14 protein-coding genes are annotated in these 18387 nt (G+C 68.6%); 4 read left to right on the top strand and 10 right to left on the bottom strand.

The window, feature by feature from the left end:
- Positions 1-212: 212 nt before the first annotated feature.
- Positions 213-2327 (top strand): alpha/beta hydrolase domain-containing protein, encoded by a 2115-nt coding sequence (locus K0H49_RS00775; protein WP_219209238.1) that lies wholly within the window; start codon positions 213-215, stop codon positions 2325-2327.
- A gap of 13 nt (positions 2328-2340) precedes the next feature.
- On the opposite strand, the gene K0H49_RS00780 is transcribed toward K0H49_RS00775, so the two are convergent.
- From K0H49_RS00780 to K0H49_RS00790, 3 genes are all read right to left on the bottom strand, one after another.
- Entirely contained in the window at positions 2341-4071 is a 1731-nt protein-coding gene (locus K0H49_RS00780) for a CocE/NonD family hydrolase (protein ID WP_219209239.1), read from the bottom strand.
- A gap of 63 nt (positions 4072-4134) precedes the next feature.
- Complete coding sequence (locus K0H49_RS00785) at positions 4135-5904, bottom strand: CocE/NonD family hydrolase (RefSeq protein WP_219209240.1); 1770 nt, start codon at positions 5902-5904, stop codon at positions 4135-4137.
- Between the two features lie 109 nt (positions 5905-6013).
- Positions 6014-7744 (bottom strand): CocE/NonD family hydrolase, encoded by a 1731-nt coding sequence (locus K0H49_RS00790; protein ID WP_219209241.1) that lies wholly within the window; start codon positions 7742-7744, stop codon positions 6014-6016.
- A gap of 249 nt (positions 7745-7993) precedes the next feature.
- Between K0H49_RS00790 and K0H49_RS00795 the strand changes: the two genes are divergently transcribed.
- Entirely contained in the window at positions 7994-9040 is a 1047-nt protein-coding gene (locus K0H49_RS00795; protein WP_219209242.1) for an AraC family transcriptional regulator, read from the top strand.
- Positions 9041-9053: 13 nt separating this feature from the next.
- Here K0H49_RS00795 and K0H49_RS00800 read toward each other — a convergent pair whose 3' ends face one another.
- From K0H49_RS00800 to K0H49_RS00810, 3 genes are all read right to left on the bottom strand, one after another.
- Positions 9054-10439 (bottom strand): NAD-dependent succinate-semialdehyde dehydrogenase, encoded by a 1386-nt coding sequence (locus K0H49_RS00800; RefSeq protein ID WP_219209243.1) that lies wholly within the window; start codon positions 10437-10439, stop codon positions 9054-9056.
- A gap of 77 nt (positions 10440-10516) precedes the next feature.
- Positions 10517-11479: a tripartite tricarboxylate transporter substrate-binding protein gene (locus K0H49_RS00805; RefSeq protein ID WP_219209244.1), complete on the bottom strand. Its 963-nt coding sequence runs from the start codon at positions 11477-11479 to the stop codon at positions 10517-10519.
- Positions 11480-11516: 37 nt separating this feature from the next.
- Entirely contained in the window at positions 11517-12326 is an 810-nt protein-coding gene (locus K0H49_RS00810; RefSeq protein WP_374122283.1) for an aldolase/citrate lyase family protein, read from the bottom strand.
- Between the two features lie 67 nt (positions 12327-12393).
- Between K0H49_RS00810 and K0H49_RS00815 the strand changes: the two genes are divergently transcribed.
- Positions 12394-13314, top strand: a complete 921-nt coding sequence (locus K0H49_RS00815) for a LysR substrate-binding domain-containing protein (RefSeq protein WP_219209246.1) — start codon at positions 12394-12396, stop codon at positions 13312-13314.
- 130 nt (positions 13315-13444) lie between these two features.
- Positions 13445-14881, top strand: coding sequence for a surface-behavior sensor histidine kinase ShkS (gene shkS, locus K0H49_RS00820; protein ID WP_219209247.1), 1437 nt, complete (start codon positions 13445-13447; stop codon positions 14879-14881).
- Between the two features lie 142 nt (positions 14882-15023).
- On the opposite strand, the gene K0H49_RS00825 is transcribed toward shkS, so the two are convergent.
- From K0H49_RS00825 to K0H49_RS00840, 4 genes are read right to left on the bottom strand one after another with little or no spacing between them, the layout of a single operon-like run.
- On the bottom strand, positions 15024-15632 hold the full coding sequence (locus K0H49_RS00825; protein ID WP_219209248.1) for a response regulator transcription factor: 609 nt from the start codon (positions 15630-15632) through the stop codon (positions 15024-15026).
- Positions 15633-15692: 60 nt separating this feature from the next.
- Complete coding sequence (locus K0H49_RS00830) at positions 15693-17018, bottom strand: tryptophan--tRNA ligase (RefSeq protein ID WP_219209249.1); 1326 nt, start codon at positions 17016-17018, stop codon at positions 15693-15695.
- Positions 17019-17037: 19 nt separating this feature from the next.
- A complete protein-coding gene (locus K0H49_RS00835; protein ID WP_219209250.1) occupies positions 17038-17709 on the bottom strand; it encodes a site-2 protease family protein in 672 nt (223 codons plus the stop codon).
- A 41-nt stretch (positions 17710-17750) separates the two neighbouring features.
- Positions 17751-18386, bottom strand: a complete 636-nt coding sequence (locus K0H49_RS00840) for an L-threonylcarbamoyladenylate synthase (protein ID WP_219209251.1) — start codon at positions 18384-18386, stop codon at positions 17751-17753.
- Position 18387: the final 1 nt, after the last annotated feature.

Here is an 18387-nt window from a genome sequence, read left to right on the forward strand (position 1 = left end):
GGATCGATTCGGCGCCTGCACAGCGGCTGAAGGCCGGAAGGTGCAACGTCGGCAGCACGCTTCCTCGGCGTTTTGAGTGATCTGCTTTTTCGATGGATTTATCCGATCTTTCTATTTCCCGGATCAGGATGCCAAACTTAAAGTGCGCCCGTGCAGCCCGCGGATGCCGAACGGACCGGGGTCGCAGCAGATATTCAAACAGGAGACAAACCATGAGAACACGCTGGAGCCTTGCGGCTGCCACGGTGGCTTCGGCCGCCCTTTTGCTGAGCGCATGCGGGGGGAGTGGTGGGGGTGGCCGCGCCTCGCAGCCCTCCGACAACACGCCCACGGTCCCGCCGCCGGTGCTGAGCCATGCACCGCAATCGCGGCTGGCCATTGCGAGCACCGAGGACGTGCCGGGCAGCTTCGGCAGCGCCGGCGCCTACGAGAAGGTCACGGGCACCTTCACCGGCGAAGTCGATCCCGCCGACGCGCGCAATGCCATCATCCAGGACCTGACGCTCGCGCCGCGCAACGCCAACGGCATGGTCGAGTACAGCTCGGACTTCGTGCTCTTCAAGCCCAAGGACATGGCGAAGGCCAACGGCGTGCTGCGCTACGACGCTCCCAACCGCGGCAACATGGTGGCGCTCGATCCCTATTTCGCCTCGCGCGGCTATGTGTTCCTCACGGCGGCCTGGCAGGGCGATGTGCCGGCCGGCCCCGGCAAGCTCACGCTGAAGGTGCCGGTCGCGAAGAACGCCGACGGCAGCACGATCACCGGTGCCTACCGCGCCGAACTCACGACCGGCGTCGCGACGCCGAACTCGCTGACGCTGCCCGCCAGCGCGGCCAATGCCGCCATGCAGGCCTATGCGCCCGCGGGCCTGGACAACACGCAGCCGGGCTATGCGCTGACGCGGCGCATCAACGAGAGCGATCCGCGCCAGCCGATCGCCGCCGCCGACTGGAAGTTCGCCCGCTGCAGCGCGGCCCAGCCCTTCCCCGGCACGCCCGACGAAACCAGCGTGTGCCTCAAGGGCGGCTGGGACCCGGACTACATCTACGAGCTGGTCTATGTCGCCAAGGACCCGAAGGTGATGGGCCTGGGCCTCGCGGCGCTGCGTGACATCGTCACCTTCTTCCATCGCGACGCGCGCGATGCGGCCGGCACGGCCAACCCGGTGGCAGCGGCGATCCGCCACACCATCGCCTCGGGCGTCTCGCAATGCGGCAACTTCATGAAGACCTTCGTGCACCTGGGCTTCAACGAGGACCGGGCGGGCGGCAAGGTCTTCGAGGGCGTGTTCGCACAGATCGCGGCGCGGCAGAACAACGTCAACATGCGTTTCGCGATCCCCGGCGGCGGGGGCGGCGTGCGCATCGACCACACGGCCTTCGGCCAGGCCGCCACGCGTGGTCTTGCGAAGGACTATGTGGACGACGTGGCCCAGCGCCAGGGCGGCATCTTCGCCCGTTGCGAGGCGAACGGTACTTGTCCCAAGCTGTTCATCGGCTTCAGCGGTACCGAGTTCTGGACCTTGCAGGGCTCGCCCCTGCTGACCGACGCCTGGGGCACGCGCGACCTGGTGCAGCCCGAGAATGCGCGCATCTATTCCTATGCGAGTTCGCACCACCTGCTCGGCTTTCCGTCGATGACCGGACCGGATGCCGCCGCCATCCTCGGGCCCGACTCCAACGGCCGCTATCGCACCAATGGCAACACCGCAGTGATCCCGGTGGTGCGCGCGCTCTACCAGAACCTCGAGGACTGGGTGCTCGAGGGGGTGACGCCGCCCGACAGCGTGGTGCCGAAGATCGCGGACGGCACCTTGGTGCGACCCGAGCGGGTGGCGTTCCCGGCCATTCCGGGTGTGAGCTACACCGGCCTGGTCAACACCTACCCCTTGCTCGACTGGGGCCCGAAGTTCAACGCCCGGGACGAGAGCGGGATCGCCGCCACGGTGCCGCCGATCGCGCTGAACCGCGACTACGCGATCCTGGTGCCGCAGGTGGATGCGGACGGCAACGACATCGCGGGCATCCGCAGCCTGGACATCGCCGTGCCCCTCGCGACCCAGACCGGATGGAACACCACCAGCCGGCCGGGGCGGATCGACCAGGCCGGGCTGGTGGGATCGATGTTCCCCTTCGCCAAGACCCGCGCCGAGCGGCTGGCCGCCAGCGACCCACGCCTGTCGGTCGCCGAGCGCTATGGTGACCACGCCGGTTACGTGGCCGCGGTCCAGCAGGCCGCCGACCGGCTGGTGACGCAACGCTTCCTGCTGCGCGCCGATGCGGACGCGGCGGTGGCGGCCGCCAGGGCGAATCCGGTGCTGCCCTGAGGGCCAAAGCGTGTCAGCGCGTCGGCAGCACCAGCGTCGCCTGCCGCGCCGGATCGAACTCGAAGCGCAGGCCGAAGCGCTCACCCGGGTGCACCGGCGACGCGTAGAGGCTGTCGGCGGTGTCGATCACCACGCCGATGTGATGGCCGGCGGGCACGTCGTAGGCCGTGGCCGAGAAGTCGAGCGGCAGGTCGAGGGTCTGGCCCGGCGTCGCCCAGTGCAGCGTGGTGGCGCCGTGGGTGATCAGCATGCCGGTGCCGATCGCGTCCACGTCGTAGAGGTAGGCCGAGACCTGCGCGCGGGCCTGTGTGGGCGTGACGCGCAGGTTCAGCTTGGGAATGCCCCGGATCTTCTGCACGCGCTCGAGCGCAGGGGCTTCGAAGCGGATGCCCGAGGCCAGCGCGACCGAGGGCAGTGAATTGACCACCGGAATGTTCAAGCCCTCGCCGAAAGTCGAAAGGACCGGAATGGGCCCGCTGGTCGCGGTGGTGTCGGAAAAGTTCTGGATCAGGTCTGAGCCCTTGCCGTTGTTGGGCGCCAAGGAGATCGAACCCTTGTCGCCCTTGCCGCACAGGCAGGTGGGGTCGAAGCGCGGCAGGCCACGTGGGCCCAGGTAGTAGGTCTGGTCGCGGAGTTCGGGCGCGGGCCAGGTGGGGAAGGATTCGCGCTGCTCGCTGAACTTGATCTGCATCGTGACCTGGGGCTCGGTGTCGATGCCGTTGGCAATGCCCTTGAGCCAGCGGTCGAACCAGCGGTGGGCCTGGTCGTAGGGATAGTTGTCGACACCGAGTACCGCGCCGGCCCCTTCCGCGCTCGCATGGACGCCGGGGTTGAGCACCATCTTCTTCGGCCCCGTGAGCGCGGCGAACATCGCCAGCGTCGAGTTGGGCGTGAACAGGTCGTCCTGGAAATTGTGGCTGATGAAAATGGGCGCGTTGCGCGCATTGAGCGCATCGACGTAGCTCGAGGGCGAACTCGGCTTGAAGGCGGCGAGGATCTCGTCGATCTTCGCGCGTGGCGTGTCGGGATTCATCAGCGCCAGCGTGTTCTGCTGCCATTCGGGCGAGAGCCGTCCCGTCACCATGCCGCCGAACGTGAGCAGGCTTCCCCAGGTCATGTTGTAGGTGCCCCGGGTGTAGAGCTCGTCGGCCATCGATCCCCAGCCGGACAGTGCCGCGGCGGTCTTGATGCGCGGGTCGCGTGCCATCGCGAGCATGGACAGGCCGGCGCCGTAGGAGATGCCACTGGCAGCGATGTTGTCGACATCCACCGGGGCGTTGGCCAGCAGCCAGTCGATCACCGACGACACGTCGCGCACGTCCTGTGGCCCAGCGCCGCCGATCACGCCTTCGGAAAGATAGAAGCCGCGTACGGTGTAGCTGGCCACGACGTAGCCGTCCTTGGCGAGTCGTTGCTGCTGGCCGACGTACTCGATACGGCCGGGGGCGCCGAAGCTGCCGATCATCAGGACGGTGGGGAATTTCTGCGTGACGTCGGTGCGCCGCGGCAGGAAGAGGTTGGCCGCGAGCTGGGTGCCGTCGAAGCTGGTGACGGTCACGGCCGGCAGCCAGCAGGTGCCGTCGATGGGCGAGACGATGCCGGGGGATCGCACGGGATCGGCGAAACGGGCGGCCTCGGCTGGTGTGGGAAGCCGGCAGAGCTCCGAGGCGGTCTGGGCCAGGGTGGTGGCGGAGGCCAGCGCGAAGGCGAGGCCGAGCAGGGGTCCACGCAGGGAAAGCGTCATGGGATTTCTTTCTGGCGAGGATCGATGTGAAGGGCCCGACCTGGGCGCGTCGGGCCAGCGCACTCAGGGGCTCGGTGGCCAGAGTGGCGGATAGAAGGGGAGGCCGGGCGTCGGGAGTTGCAGCGTCGACTGGCTCTGCGGGCCGAACTCGAAGCGCACGCCGAAACGCTCGCCCGGGTTGACGGGCGGCGCATACAGGCTGTCCATGGTGTCCAGCACCACACCGATGTGGTGGCCTGCAGGCACGTCGTAGGCGGTGCCGGAAAACTCGATCGGCAGGTCGATGGCCTGGCCTGGCGTGGCCCAATGCACGCTGGCCGTACCGTGGGAGATCAGCACACCGGTGCCGATCGCATCGACGTCGTACAGGTAGGCCACCAACTGGGCGCGTGCCTGCGATGGCGTGACGCGCAGGCGCAGCTTGGGAATGCCCCGGATCTTCTGGACCTGCTGCAGCGCGGGGCCTTCGAAGCGGATGCCGGTGGCCAGCGCCACCGAGGGCAGTGCGTTGATCACCGGAAGGTTCAGGGTTTCGCCCAGGGTGGACAGGATGGGAATCGGTCCGCTGGTGGCCGTGGTGTCGGCGAAGTTCTGGATCAGGTCGGAGCCCTTGGCGCTGTTGGGCGACGAGGAGATCGAGCCCTTGTCGCCCTTGCCGCACAGGCACGAAGGGTCGAAGCGCGGCGTTCCGCGCGGGCCCAGGTAGTAGATTTCGTTTCCTAGGTTGCGCGCGGGCCAGTTGTCGAAGGACTCGCGCCGGTCGCTGAACTTGAGCTGCATGGTCACTTTGGGCTCGCGGTCGATGCCGTTGGGGAGGCCCTTGAGCCAGCGGTCGAACCAGCGGTGGGCCTGGTCGTAGGGGTAGTTGTCGATGCCCAGCAGCGCGCCGGGCAGTTCCGCGGAGGCATGGATGCCGGGATTGAAGATGATCTTCTTCGGCACCGTGAGCCGGGCGAACATGTCCAGTGTCGAGTTGGGCGTGAACAGGTCGTCCTGGAAGTTCTTGCTGATGAACACCGGTGCGCCACGGGCATTGATCGCATCCACATAGCTCGACGGCGAGCGCAGCGCGCTCCATTCCCTGAGTTCGGCGATGCGCGCGGCCGGCGTGTCCGGGCTCATGATCGCCAGCATGTTCGGATTCACCTCGGGACCGAGCCGGCCGCCCGTGTTGCCCAGCAGGGCGAGGAGCGCGCCCCAGGTCACGTTGGGCGAGCCTTCCGGGTAGAGCTCGTCGATCAGCGAGCCCCAGGTGGAGAGCGCCGCCACGGTCTTGATGCGCCGGTCGTGCGCCAGCGCGATCAGCGAGATGCCGCCGCCGTGGGAGATGCCGCTGGCGCCGATGTTGTTCACGTCCACCGGCGCGTTGGCGAGCAGCCAGTCGATCACCGACGACACGTCGCGCACGTCTTCGGGCGCGGCCACATGGACCTGGCCTTCCGAGAGCCCGAAGCCGCGCGTGCTGTAGCTCGCCACGACGTAGCCGTCCTGGGCGAGTCGCCTTTGCTGGCCCGTGTACTCGATCCGGCCCCGGTTGGCCCAGCTCGCGACCATCAGGACGGTCGGGAATTTGTGCGTGGCGTCGGTGCGCCGCGGCAGGAAGAGATTGGCAGCGAGCTTGGTGCCGTCGAAGCTGGTGATGGTCACGGCCGGCAGCCAGCAGGTGCCGTCGATGGGCGAGACGATGCCGGGGGATTGCACGGGGTCGGTGAAGCGCGCGGCCTCGGAGGGGGTGGGGAGCCGGCACAGCTCGGAGGCGGTCTGGGCATGGGGAGCGGCAGCGGCCAACGCCAGGGCGATGCCCAGCAGTGGCCTGCGGAGGAACGAGCGCATGGATGAACTCCTTGCAGAGAGGGGCGGTCTCGCTGCCCGGCGTCGAGGCGCCGGGCAGGCGAAGTCATGGGGACCGGCAGCGGCTGCCGGGACAAGACGAGGGTCGTCGTCAGCGCGTCGGCAGCACCAGCGTCGACTGCTGCTCCGGGCCGAACTCGAAGCGCACGCCGAAGCGTTCGCCCGGGTTCACCGGCGATCCGTAGAGGCTGTCGGTGGTGTCGAACACCACCCCGATGTGGTGGCCCGCAGGCACGTCGTAGGCGGTGGCCGCGAAGTCGAGCGGCACGTCGATGGTCTGGCCCGGCGTGGCCCAGTGCAGCGTGCTCGCACCGTGGGTGATCAGCACGCCGGTGCCGATCGCGTCGACGTCGTAGAGGTAGGCCGAGATCTGCGAGCGCGCCTGCGTGGGCGTGACGCGCAGCTTGAGCCTGGCGACGCCACGGATCTTCTGCGCGCTGCGCAGTGCGGGCGCTTCGAAGCGGATGCCCGAAGCCAGCGCGACCGAGGGCAGCGAATTGACCACCGGGATGTTCAAACCCTCGCCGAAGGTCGAGAGGATGGGGATCGGCCCGCTGGTCGCGGTGGTGTCGGAGAAGTTCTGGATCAGGTCCGATCCCTTGGTGCTGTTGGGCGAGGAAGAGATCGAGCCCTTGTCACCCTTGCCGCAGAAGCAGGCGGGGTCGAAGCGCGGCAGGCCGCGTGGGCCGAGGTAGTAGGTCTGTTCGCTGAGTTCCGGTGCGGGCCAGTTGGCGAAGGATTCGCGCCGGTCGCTGAACTTGATCTGCATCGTCACCTTGGGCTCGGTGTCGATGCCGTTGGGGATGTTCTTGAGCCAGCGGTCGAACCAGCGGTGGGCCTGGTCGTAGGGATAGCTGGAGGTGCCGAGGAAGGCACTGAGCAGTTCGGCACCCGCGTGGACGCCTGGGTTGAAGACGATCTTCTTCGGCACCGTGAGCCTGGCGAACATGTCCAGCGTGGAGTTGGGGGTGAACAGGTCGTCCTGGAAATTCTTGCTGAAGAACACCGGCGCGCCGCGCGCATTGATCGCATCGACATAGCTCGAGGGTGAGCGCACCTTGCTCCATTCCCTGAGTTCCGCGATCTTCGCCTCGGAGGTGTTCGGATTCATCGTCGCCTGGGTGATCTCGTTCAACTCGGGCGCGGGGCGGCCCACGAGGTTGCCGCTGAGGCTGAGGATGGTGCCCCAGGTCAGGTTGGGCGTGCCGCGGGTGTACATCTCGTCGATCAGCGAGCCCCAGCCCGACAGCGCCGCCACGGTCTTGATCCGCGGGTCCTGCGCCAGCGCCATCAGGGACAGGCCGGCCCCGTAGGAGATGCCGCTGCTGGCGATGTTGTTCACATCCACGGGTGCATTGGCGAGCAGCCAGTCGATCACCGACGACACGTCGCGCACGTCTTCGGGCGCAGCCACGCGGACCTGGCCGCCGGACAGCCCGAAGCCGCGCGCGCTGTAGCTCGCCGCCACGTAGCCGTCCTGGGCAAGCTTCTGTTGCTGGCCGAGGTACTCGAGCCGACCGGGCTCGGCCCAGCTGCCGATCATCAGCACGGTCGGGAATTTCTGGGTGGTGTGGGTGCGCCGCGGCAGGAAGAGATTGGCAGCGAGCTTCGTGCCGTCGAAGCTGGTGATGGTCACGGCCGGCAGCCAGCAGGTGCCGTCGATGGGCGAGACGATGCCTGGAGACTTCATGGGGTCGGTGAAGCGGGCGGCCTCCGGTGGCGTGGGAAGCCGGCACAGCTCGGCCGCGGTCTGGGCCTGCGAGGCCGAGGCGGCCAGCGCCAGGCCGAAACCAAGTGCTGTCCACAGTGAAGAAATGCGCATGAAGTGTCTCCCTGACATCGTTTATTCGGGTTTTGTGCAATGCGCCTCGAAGGTTCTGGCGCCTACGCTTTCTGACAGTTGCCGTTCCCTCTGCGCGCCGGGCCTGGGCCGGACGCGCGAAGGGAACGCTGGCATCGTAGGAGCGCCTGCGATGGGGTGTCTTCGCTCGGCGGGCCAAACGCTTCGCTTCGCCGTGTGGGGTAAACCATGGGGCGCGGGGACGAAAGAGACGCAAGGGAGCAGAAAAAAATGAGCGAAAGATCGACGTCCGCGGTCTGGGTGCGAGGCATCGTCGAAGCGTTGTCGGCGACCGGCCTGGACATGAAGCGCCTGTGCGCCGAGGCCGCGATCGACGACCCGACACTGGCGGACGCGAGCGCGGTGTATTCCACGGAGGCGATCACCCGGGTGTGGCAGCTTGCGGTCGCGCAATCGGGCGACCCGGCCATCGCGTTGCGCGCGGCCCAGGGTGTGCGCCCCGCGATCTTCGGCCTGGTGGGCTACGTGATGATGTCCAGCGCGAACCTGGCGACGGCGCTGGAGCGCCTGATCCGCTACCTGCGGATCATCAGCCACGCCGCCGCCGTGCGCGCGGTGCCGCAGGGCGACGACACGGCCTTCACGCTCGAACTGCACGGCGGTGCGGCACCGGTGCCGCGGCAGCGCTTCGAGTTCGACCTGCTCACGTTGCTGGCGTTCTGCCGCTGGGTGCTTGGGCGCGAGCTGCGGCCGCTAACCGTGAGCTTGACGCACGAGGCGCCGCCCGACCCGCAAGCCTATCTGCAGGCCTTTCGATGCATGCCGCAGTTCGGCGCGCGCTGCAATGGCGCGGTGCTCGCGCGCTGGGACCTGGAGGCGCCGCTGCCCACCTTCCATCCGCAGATGGCCGAGCTGCACGACCGCTTTGCCGGCGACCGCATCGAGGCGCTCGAGCGGCAACCAGCCACCTACACGCAACGCGTGCGCCAGATGGTGGCCGAACGCCTGCCCGAGGGCGAACCGGGACGCACGGCCATCGCGCGCGCACTGGGCGTGGCCGAACGCACGCTGCAACGGCGCCTGCAGGACGAAGGCACGAGCTTCCATGCGCTGATCGACGACACCCGCCGCGCAGGGGCCGAACGCCATCTGGCGCAGCCGCAGTTGACGCTGGCCGAGGTCGCCTACCTGCTGGGCTTCGCGAGCCAGGGCAATCTCACGCGGGCCTGCCGCCGCTGGTTCGGCATGACGCCGGGGCAGTACCGCGCGCGGGCGGTGACTGAATCGACAGCGCATGCTTCAGACCGCGAGGCCTGAAGCAGGGGACGTTTCAACCCACGAAGACCAGCTTGGCGTTGGTCAGCTCGCGCGCGCCCAGCGCGCCGAGTTCGCGGCCGAAGCCCGAGCCCTTGACGCCGCCGAACGACGCCCGTGGGTCCGAGCGCACGAAGTCGTTGATGAACACCGCGCCGGCTTCCACCGCCGAGGCCAGCCGATGCGCGCGCTCGAGGTCGCGGCTCCAGATGGTCGCGCCCAGGCCGAACTCGGTGGCGTTGGCCAACGCGATCGCTTCTTCGTCGGTCTTGAAGGTGAACATCAGCGCCACCGGGCCGAAGATCTCTTCCTGCACGATGGGCGCGTCGTGCGACAGGCCCGCGATCACGGTGGGCGGGTAGAAATGGCCCGGCCCCTCGCTGGGCTGGCCGCCGCACAGCAGCGTGCCGCCCTGGGCCAGCGCGGCCTGCACCTGCGCATGCACGCTCTCGCGCAGGTCGGCGCGCGCCAGCGGGCCCAGTTGCGTCTCGGGCTGCAGCGGGTCGCCCATGCGCAGGGCCGAGGCGCGTGCGACGAAGGCGGCCTGGAACTTCTCGGCGATGGCCTCCTGGATGAAGAAGCGCTTGGCCGCGATGCAGCTCTGCGCGTTGTTCGAGAAGCGCGAGGTCACGGCCAGTTGCACCGCGCGCTCGAAGTCCGCGTCCTCGCAGACGATGAAGGGGTCGGAGCCGCCCAGCTCGAGCACGGCCTTCTTGCCATGGGCGCCGGCTTCGGCCGCGACCGCGCGGCCGGCCTGCGTGCTGCCGGTGACGGTCACGCTGCGCACGCGCGGATCGGCCACCACGGCGGCCACCGCGCCGCGGCGGATCGCGAGGTTCAGGTACAGGCCGGGCGGCGCGCCGGCGTCCAGCACCAGTTGCTCCAGCGCACGCGCACAGCCCTGCACCGTCTCGGCATGCTTGACCAGCACGGTGTTGCCCGCCAGCGCGGTGGGGATGAAGAAACGCAGCACCTGCCAGAAGGGCAGGTTCCAGGGCATGACCGCGAACACCGGGCCCAGGGATTCGTAGACCACCCGGGCGTTCATGCCCTCGATGGGCACGGACGCCAGGTAGGCCGGGCCCTGGTCGGCGAAGTGGCGCGCGCCCAGGGCGGCCTTCTTCACTTCGGCGATGGCCTCAGCCAGCGGCTTGCCCATCTCGGTGGTGATGAGCCGGCCGTATTGTTCGGCGCGCTGCTCGAGCAGGTCGCCCAGGCGGTGCAGCATGGCGCTGCGCTCGGCCATGGAGGTGAGCGACCAGCGCTTCCAGGTGGCGTGGGACTGCGCCACGCGGGCTTCGATCTCGGCGCCCGCATGGGCTGCATGGCGTTCGATCGTGACGCCGGTGGCGGGGTCGCTCGACACGAAGTCGGCGGCTTGGGCGATGGAGGACAGGGACATGGCGTCGTTGCTGGAAAGGAAAAAGCGGAAGAAAGGGGCGCCGACCGCTGCGGCCGGTGTGCCCCCCGGGGCGGACGTCAGTCGGTGTGGATGTCGCGTTCCTTGATGAGCTGCGCCCACTTCTCGCGCTCGCGGCCGATCAGCTCGCTCAGCGCCTCGGGCGTGCTGCTCTCGGCCGTGGCGCCGCGGTCGCTGATCAGGCGCTGCACGGGCTCGGCCTTCATCGCGCGCTGGATCTGCGCATGCAGCTGCGCGGTGGTGGCCGCAGGCAGGCCCTTGGGGCCGATGTAGGCGAACCAGACACGGTCCTGGAAACCCGGCACCGTGTTGGCGAGCGGCGGCACGTCCGGCAGCTTGGGCGATGCGGTGGTGGTGGTGATCGCGAGCGCGCGCAGCTTGCCGGCCTGGATGTGCGGCAGCGCATTGGAGATGTTCTCGAAGGCCATGTCGACCTGGCCACCCAGCAGGCCCTGCAGTACCAGGCCACCGCCCTTGTAGGGGACGTGGATCAGCTGCGTGTTCGTGGCGCTCTGCAGCATCTCGCCGTTGAGGTGGCCGCTGGAGCCGTTGCCCATCGAGGCGTACGACACCTTGCCGGGATTGGCCCGGATGTGCGCGAGCAGTTCGGCCATGGTGCGGGCCGGCACCGCGGGGTTCACCACCAGCACGTTGGGCAGCGACATCGCCAGCGTCAGCGGCGTGAGGTCTTTGACCGTGTCGACCTTCATGTCCTTGTAGATCGAGGGATTGATGGTCAGCGCGCTCGAGGTGACCAGGCCGATGGTGTTGCCGTCGGGGCGGGCGCGCGAGATGGCCTGCAGGCCGATCACGCCGTTGGCGCCGGGCCGGTTCTCGACCACCACGGGCCGTCCCTGTTCCTGGGTCATGGCCTGGGCGGCCAGGCGCGCCACCGCGTCGCCCATGGCGCCCGGCGGGTACGGAATGACGATGGTGAGCGCGGTCTGTTCGGGGGCCGCCGCGGCCAGCGTGACGGCGCAGGCCAGCCAGGTGCCGAGCAGTCGGCGGGTGAGTTTTCTCATGGGTTTTGTCTCCTGTCTTTTGTGAAATGGGAAGGGCTCAGGGCTGGTGCGGTTTCAGACCGAAGTCGCTGGCCAGGCGGCGCGAGCCGCTCGCGAGCAGCGTGGTGTCGCCGCCGACGGCCACGAAGCTGGCGCCGAGTTCGAAGTAGTGGCGCGCGAGCGCCGGGTCGCCCGTGACGGTGCCGACCGGCTTGCCCAGCGCGATGGCGCGCTTCATGGCCGCGTCCACCGCGGCCTGCACCTCGGGATGCGTGGGTTGGCCCGGGAAGCCGAGGTCGGCCGCCAGGTCGGCCGGGCCCAGGAAGATGCCGTCCACGCCATCGACCGCGCAGATCTCGTCGAGCGCCGCGAGCGCCGCGCCGGTCTCGATCTGCACCAGCAGGCAGACCTGTTCGTTCGCCGTGTGGATGTAGGGCGCATCCAGCCCCCAGCCGGTGGCGCGCACCAGCCCACCGCCGACGCCGCGCCGGCCCTGCGGCGGGTAGCGCATGGCCGACACCAGGTCCTCGGCCTGGGACGCGCTGTTGACCATCGGGATCAGCAGCGTCTGGGCGCCGATGTCCAGGTACTGCTTGATCAGGGTGGCGTCGCCCTGCGGCAGGCGGACCACCGGATGGGCCGGGTAGGCCGCGAGCGCCTGCAGCTGGCGCAGCGTGCCGGGCAGGTCGCCGGGGCCATGCTCGCCGTCGATCAGCACCCACTGGAAGCCGGCCGAGGCGCAGATCTCGGCGGTGTAGTGGTGGGCCAGAGACAGCCACAGGCCGATCCGCGGCTCGAATCGGGCGATGGCTTGCTTGAAGGTGTTGTGGGGCATGGAAGAGGTGTCGCTGCTGAAAAGGTGCTGCATTCTTCAATGTCGATTGATTCAAGAGAAGTACAATTTTTGTATTGATTGATTCAAAGGTTGGATGGATATGTTCGAGATTCACCAGCTGCGCTGCTTCGTCGCCATTGCCGAGGAACTGCACTTCGGCCACGCGGCCGAGCGCCTGCACATGACGCAGCCGCCGCTGAGCCGGCAGCTGCGCCTGCTCGAGGAGGCGCTGGAAGTGCGGCTGGTCGACCGCAACAGCCGGACCGTGCGACTGACCGTGGCGGGCGCGGCCTTTCTCGAGCACGCGCGCGGCGTGCTGCGGCTGGCGGCCGATGGCCGGCGGGTGGCGCGGCTGGCGGCCCAGGGCGAGGTCGGGCATGTGTCGCTGGGCTTCACCGTGGCGGCCGCCTTCGAATTGCTGCCGGCGTTGTTGCGCGACTTCCGCTCGGTCAACCCGGGCGTGTCGCTCCAGCTCAAGGAGATGGTCAGCAGCGCGCAACTGGCGCAGCTGGAGCAAGGCCTGCTCGACGCCTGCCTGGCGCGGCCGATCCCGGCTGCCCAGGGCTATGCCCAGTTCACGATGGCGCGCGACACCCTGGTCGCGGCGCTGCCCGCGGCGCATCCGCTGGCGCAGCGCGAGACGCTGGACATCGCCGCCTTCGACCGCGAGCCCTTCATCGACCACGACCCGGACGACGCGCGCTACTACCACGAGCTCGTCTGGCGCAGCTTCTCGACCCACGGCGTGGCACCCGAGGTCACGCAGTCGGTGTCGCAGCCGCACACCATGATCTCGATGGTGCGCGCGGGCCTGGGGCTGGCGCTGGTGGCGGGCTGGGTCCAGCACCACACGGTCAGCCGCGACGTGGTGTTCCGCCCGCTGGTCTGGGCCGAGCCGCCGCCGCCGCTGGAGCTGCGGCTGGTCTGGCGCGCCGATCGGATGACCCCCGCGCTGACGCATTTCATCGCGGTCGCACGCCAGCTTTCGGGGCTGCCGGCCGAGCCCTGGGATGCGCCTTGAGCCGCATGGGGATGACCCGCACGGCATGCGGCCTTCGAAGCCCCGCGGTGCCCCTAGAATCTGCGCACGTCAAGGCCCTCCGAAAGGGGCATTTCTCCAGGGCCAGTCAGACAGACAGAGGTAGTGCGCCATGAAGGGTAATTCGTCGTTCGTGGGTCTCGGCAACTCGTCGTTTGCGAGTTTGACGCCGGCCCCCGCGACAGTGGACGAAGCCGAGCCCTGGGTGCGCGGCGAACTCATCCGCAGCCTGATGCGCGCCGCGCGCGGCTCCTATCTGCTGGCGGCCGCGCTCATGCCGGCCATGATCGGCCTGAGCTGGGGCCACGTGCCGCAATGGCAGCTCTTCGTCTGGCTCGCGATCGGCATCGCGGCCACCGGCTGCCGCGTCTGGGGCGAGCGGCGCTATGCGCGCGACTACGCCGACAAGGACTCGGTCTCGCAGCAGGAATTCGTCGACCGCTACCGCTGGCTGTGGGGCACCAGCGCCTTCGCCTGGGGCCTGTCGATCCTGATCTTCTTCGAGCGCACGCCGATCGTGAACCAGTTCATGAGCTGGCTCATCGTGGCCGGCGTCGCGACCTTCCCCCTCAATGGCCTGGCGCTCTACCCGCCGCTGCTGCGCCGCTACGTCAACGTGCTCTTCATCACGATGATGAGCGCGGTGGCCTTCCGGGTGGTCGAGATGAATTTCCAGCGGCCGCACTTCCACTACGGCTTCCTGCTGCTGCCGGTGCTGCACTGGTGGCTGCTGCTGCGGGCCGGTCGCCGCATCCACGAGACCGCGCGCAACAGCTTCGAGCTGCTGTTCCACAACCACATCCTGATCAACTCGCTGACCCAGCAGCGCCAGGCCGCCGTCTCCGCCGTGGCGATGAAGAACCGCTTCCTGGCCAGCGCCGCGCACGACATGCGCCAGCCCGTGCTGGCGCTTTCGCTGTACGCCGACTGGCTGCGCAACGAGCCCGAACTGGTGCAGGAGATCGCGCCGAAGATCGTGCGGGCCACGCATGCGGTGAATGCGCTCTTCGATTCGCTGTTCGACCTGGCGCGCATCGACTCGGGCCAGGTGCGGCTGCACATCGAGCGCGTCGATGTCGGGCAGCTGCTGCACGACCTGGAACTGCAGTACCGGCCGGTGGCCGAGGCCAAGGGCCTGCGTTTCCGGGTGCATGTGTGCCGCGGCACCGTGCTGACCGACCCGATCCGGGTGCGCCGCATGATCGGCAACCTGCTGGCCAACGCCATCAAGTACACCAGCGAAGGCGGCATCCTGCTGGCGTCGCGCCAGACGCCCGAGGGTCTGCGCGTCGAGGTCTGGGACACCGGCATCGGCATTGCGCGCGAGCACCTGCGCGACGTCTTCCTGGAGTTCTACAAGGTCGCCGACCACGCCGGCACCTCCGACGGCTTCGGCCTCGGCCTGGCCATCGTGGCCCGCCTGTCGCACGCGCTGGGCCACCCCGTGAGCGTGCGCTCCCGCCTCGGGCGTGGCAGCGTGTTCCGCGTGGCGCTCAACGACGCCGACGAGTCCCAGGCGCAAACGAGAATCTCCGGCGCCGTAGGCTAAGACCCGAAAGAAAAAATGCCCTCGACAGAGGGCATTTTTCATTCCAGGGACAGCGCAGAACCGGCTTCGCCAGGCTGCCGGTGTCGCCCCCTTGAGGGGGAGGGCGAAGCGACACGCAGTGCGCTTCGCCTTCGGGGGTGGATCAAGACCCGGAAGTCGACAACAACCCATGGTTGCGCGCATGGTGCAGCGCCTGGGTCCGGCTCTTGACGCCCAGGCGGCGGAACAGGCGCCACAGGTGCACCTTGACCGTGTGCTCGCTGATCTCCAGTTCGGTCGCGATGTCGCGGTTGCTCATGCCCTTGTCGAGCATCGCGATCAGCTGGGTCTGGCGCTTGGACAGCTTGCTGTTGGCGGAGGCGGCCAGCGACTCTTCGGCTTCGGCGTCGGCCATCAGCAGGCCGCGCAGCACGGCGGTCAGCTCGGCCGAGCTGGCCGACTTCTCGATGTAGGTGTCGGCGCCGGCCTCGATGCAGGCTTCTTCCATGTCGGCGGCCGGGGAGGCCGAGTACACGGCGATCGGCACGTCGGGGTAGATCTGCTTGACCGCGATCACGCCCGAACAGCCGGTGGTGTCGGGCAGCTTCAGGTCCAGGCAGAACAGGTCGGGCATGCCATGCTGCTTGACCGCATTGGTGAGCTTGTCGAGCCGCTCCAGCTCGACGATGTTCTCGGCAGGCCGAAGGCGGCGCAGCACCATCACGATGGCGTCGCGCATCAGGGGGTGATCGTCGATGACGTAAATGCTCATGGTTTGCTTTCTTTGTGCACGCGCAGCCTAGGGTGGCGGTCTCTCGCGTTGATTCTTGGTTTAACCACCGCTGGCCAGCCGGGCCAGCACCTCCAATGCGTCCGTCGCCGCACGCAAGCCCGCATTGTCAACCGGTTCCAGCTGTTCGGCGAGTGCGGCCAGCGCCTCGCCGCGCTCGGCCTGCAGCGTGCCGATGGCCCGGCCGGCCTCCTGCGGGGACGCAAAGGCGCGGCTCTGCAGCAGCAGCGTGCCGTCGGCGTCGAGGAGCTTGAAGTAGAAGCGGCCGTCGCTCTCGCGGTATTGCTTGAAGCTGGGCTTGGCCGTCTTGGCGGCCTTCGGGGCGGCGGCCGCGGCCGGTGTCTCGAGCTTGCGCAGGCCCACGGCGTGGCGCAGCCGACCGATGAAGGGGCGCGACAGCGTGCGCGCCTTGTCGGCGCCGGCCAGCAGGATGCGCTCGATCTGCGCCGGGTCGTTGATCAGTTCCTCGTAGCGCGCCCGCAGCGGTGCGATCTCGCGGTCGATGCGCTCGAACAGAATCTGCTTGGCCTCGCTCCAGGCGATGCCGTCGGCGAAGGCCTGGCGCAGCGCCTCGGTCTCCTGGGCGTCGGCGAAGGCCTGGTAGATCTGGAACAGGGCCGAACCCTCGGTGTCCTTGGGCTCGCCCGGCGCGCGCGAGTCGGTCACGATGCCGCCGATGAGCTTCTGCAACTGGGCGCGCGGCGTGAACAGCGGGATCGTGTTGTCGTAGCTCTTGCTCATCTTGCGGCCGTCGAGGCCGGGCAGCGTGGCCACCGCCTCGTCGATGTCGGCCTCGGGCAGCGTGAAGTGGTCGCCGTAGAGGTGGTTGAAGCGCTGCGCCATGTCGCGCGCCATCTCGATGTGCTGCACCTGGTCGCGGCCCACCGGCACCTTGTGGGCGTTGAACATCAGGATGTCCGCGCCCATCAGCACCGGGTACATGAACAGGCCGGCGCTCACGTCGGCGTCCGGGTCCTCGCCCTTGGCGGTGTTCTTGTCGACCGAGGCCTTGTAGGCATGCGCGCGGTTGAGCAGGCCCTTGCCGGTGACGCAGGTCAGGAACCAGCTCAGTTCGGGGATCTCGGGGATGTCCGACTGGCGGTAGAAGGTCACGCGTTCGGGGTCGAGCCCGCAGGCCAGCCAGGTGGCGGCGATCTCCAGCGTCGAGCGCTGGATGCGGGCCGGGTCGTCGACCTTGATCAGCGCGTGGTAGTCGGCCAGGAAGTAGAAGCTCTGCACGTCGGCCCGGCGGCTGAAGCGCACCGAATGGCGCACCGAGCCCACGTAGTTGCCCAGGTGCGGCGTGCCGCTGGTCGTGATGCCGGTGAGGACGCGGAGGACGGAGGGAGAAGGAGCAGAGGAGGTCATGACGAAAAACGGAGCGGGCTTAGCGCAACAGCGCGGTGAGCGGCGAGATCAGCAGGCCGATGGCCTGCGAGCCGAAGGCCATGAGCGGCTGCAGCCACCAGGTGCTGACGATACCGGCCAGCACCAGCGCCATCACGATGAAGAAGCCGTAGGGCTCGATGCGGATCAGCAGGGTCTGGGCGGCGCCGCGCGGCAGCAGGCCGGCCAGCACGCGGCCGCCGTCGAGCGGCGGCAGCGGGAACAGGTTGAAGGCCCACATCACCAGGTTGACCAGCACGCCGCCCTGCGCCATCTTGAGGAAGAAGGTCTCATTGATTCCGGCGGCCAGCAGCCCGACCAGCAGCAGCGCCCAGCCGATGGCCATCACGAAGTTGGAGGCCGGCCCGGCCAGCGCGACCCAGATCATGTCGCGCTTGGGGTTGCGCAGCCGGCCGAACTGGACCGGCACCGGCTTCGCGTAGCCGAACAGGAAGGCGCCGGACGTGGCGAAATACAGCATCAGCGGCATCAGGATCGTGCCGACCGGGTCGATGTGCTTGAGCGGGTTGAGCGTCACGCGGCCGAGCACGTAGGCCGTGTCGTCGCCGAAGTGGCGGGCCGCATAGCCGTGGGCCGCTTCATGCACGGTGATGGCGAACACCACCGGCAGCGCGTAGATCAGGACGGTTTGAACGAGATTGGAGATATCCACCGGACGATTGTCTCAGACGCCCCCGGGCTGCCGGCCGTGCCTCACAGGCCGAGCACCGCCACCGGCCCGCGGCCCTGGCGCACCACCACCGGATCGTCGCCCGTGCCCATGGGCGTGAGGTCGACCACGGTGGTCGGCTCGGAGGCGCAGGCGCCGGCGTCGATCACCGCGCCGATCTGCTTCTCGAAGCGCTCGCGGATCTGCTGGGCATCGTTCATGGGCTCGGTCTCGCCCGGCGGGATCAGCGTGGTCGCGAGCAGCGGCGCGCCGTGCAGCGTGAGCAGCTCGCACAGCATCTTGTGGTCGGGCACGCGCAGGCCGATGGTCTTGCGCTGCGGATGGCTCACGCGGCGCGGCACTTCCTTGGTGGCTTCGAGCAGGAAGGTGTAGGGCCCGGGCGTCGCGGCCTTGAGCAGCCGGTACTGCTTGTTGTCGACCTTGGCGTAGTTGGACAGCTCGCTCAGGTCGCGGCACAGCAGTGTCAGGTGGTGCTTGTCGTCGACCTGGCGGATGCGGCGCAGCCGGTCGACCGCGTCCTTGTCGTCGAGGTGGCAGGCCAGCGCGTAGCTGGAGTCGGTCGGCACCGCGATCACCTCGCCGCGCTCGAGCAGCGCCACGGCCTGCTTGAGCAGGCGTTGCTGCGGGTTTTCGGGATGGACTTCGAAGAATTGCGCCATG

Source organism: Variovorax boronicumulans (assembly GCF_019352895.1).
Classification (GTDB): domain Bacteria; phylum Pseudomonadota; class Gammaproteobacteria; order Burkholderiales; family Burkholderiaceae_C; genus Variovorax; species Variovorax boronicumulans_A.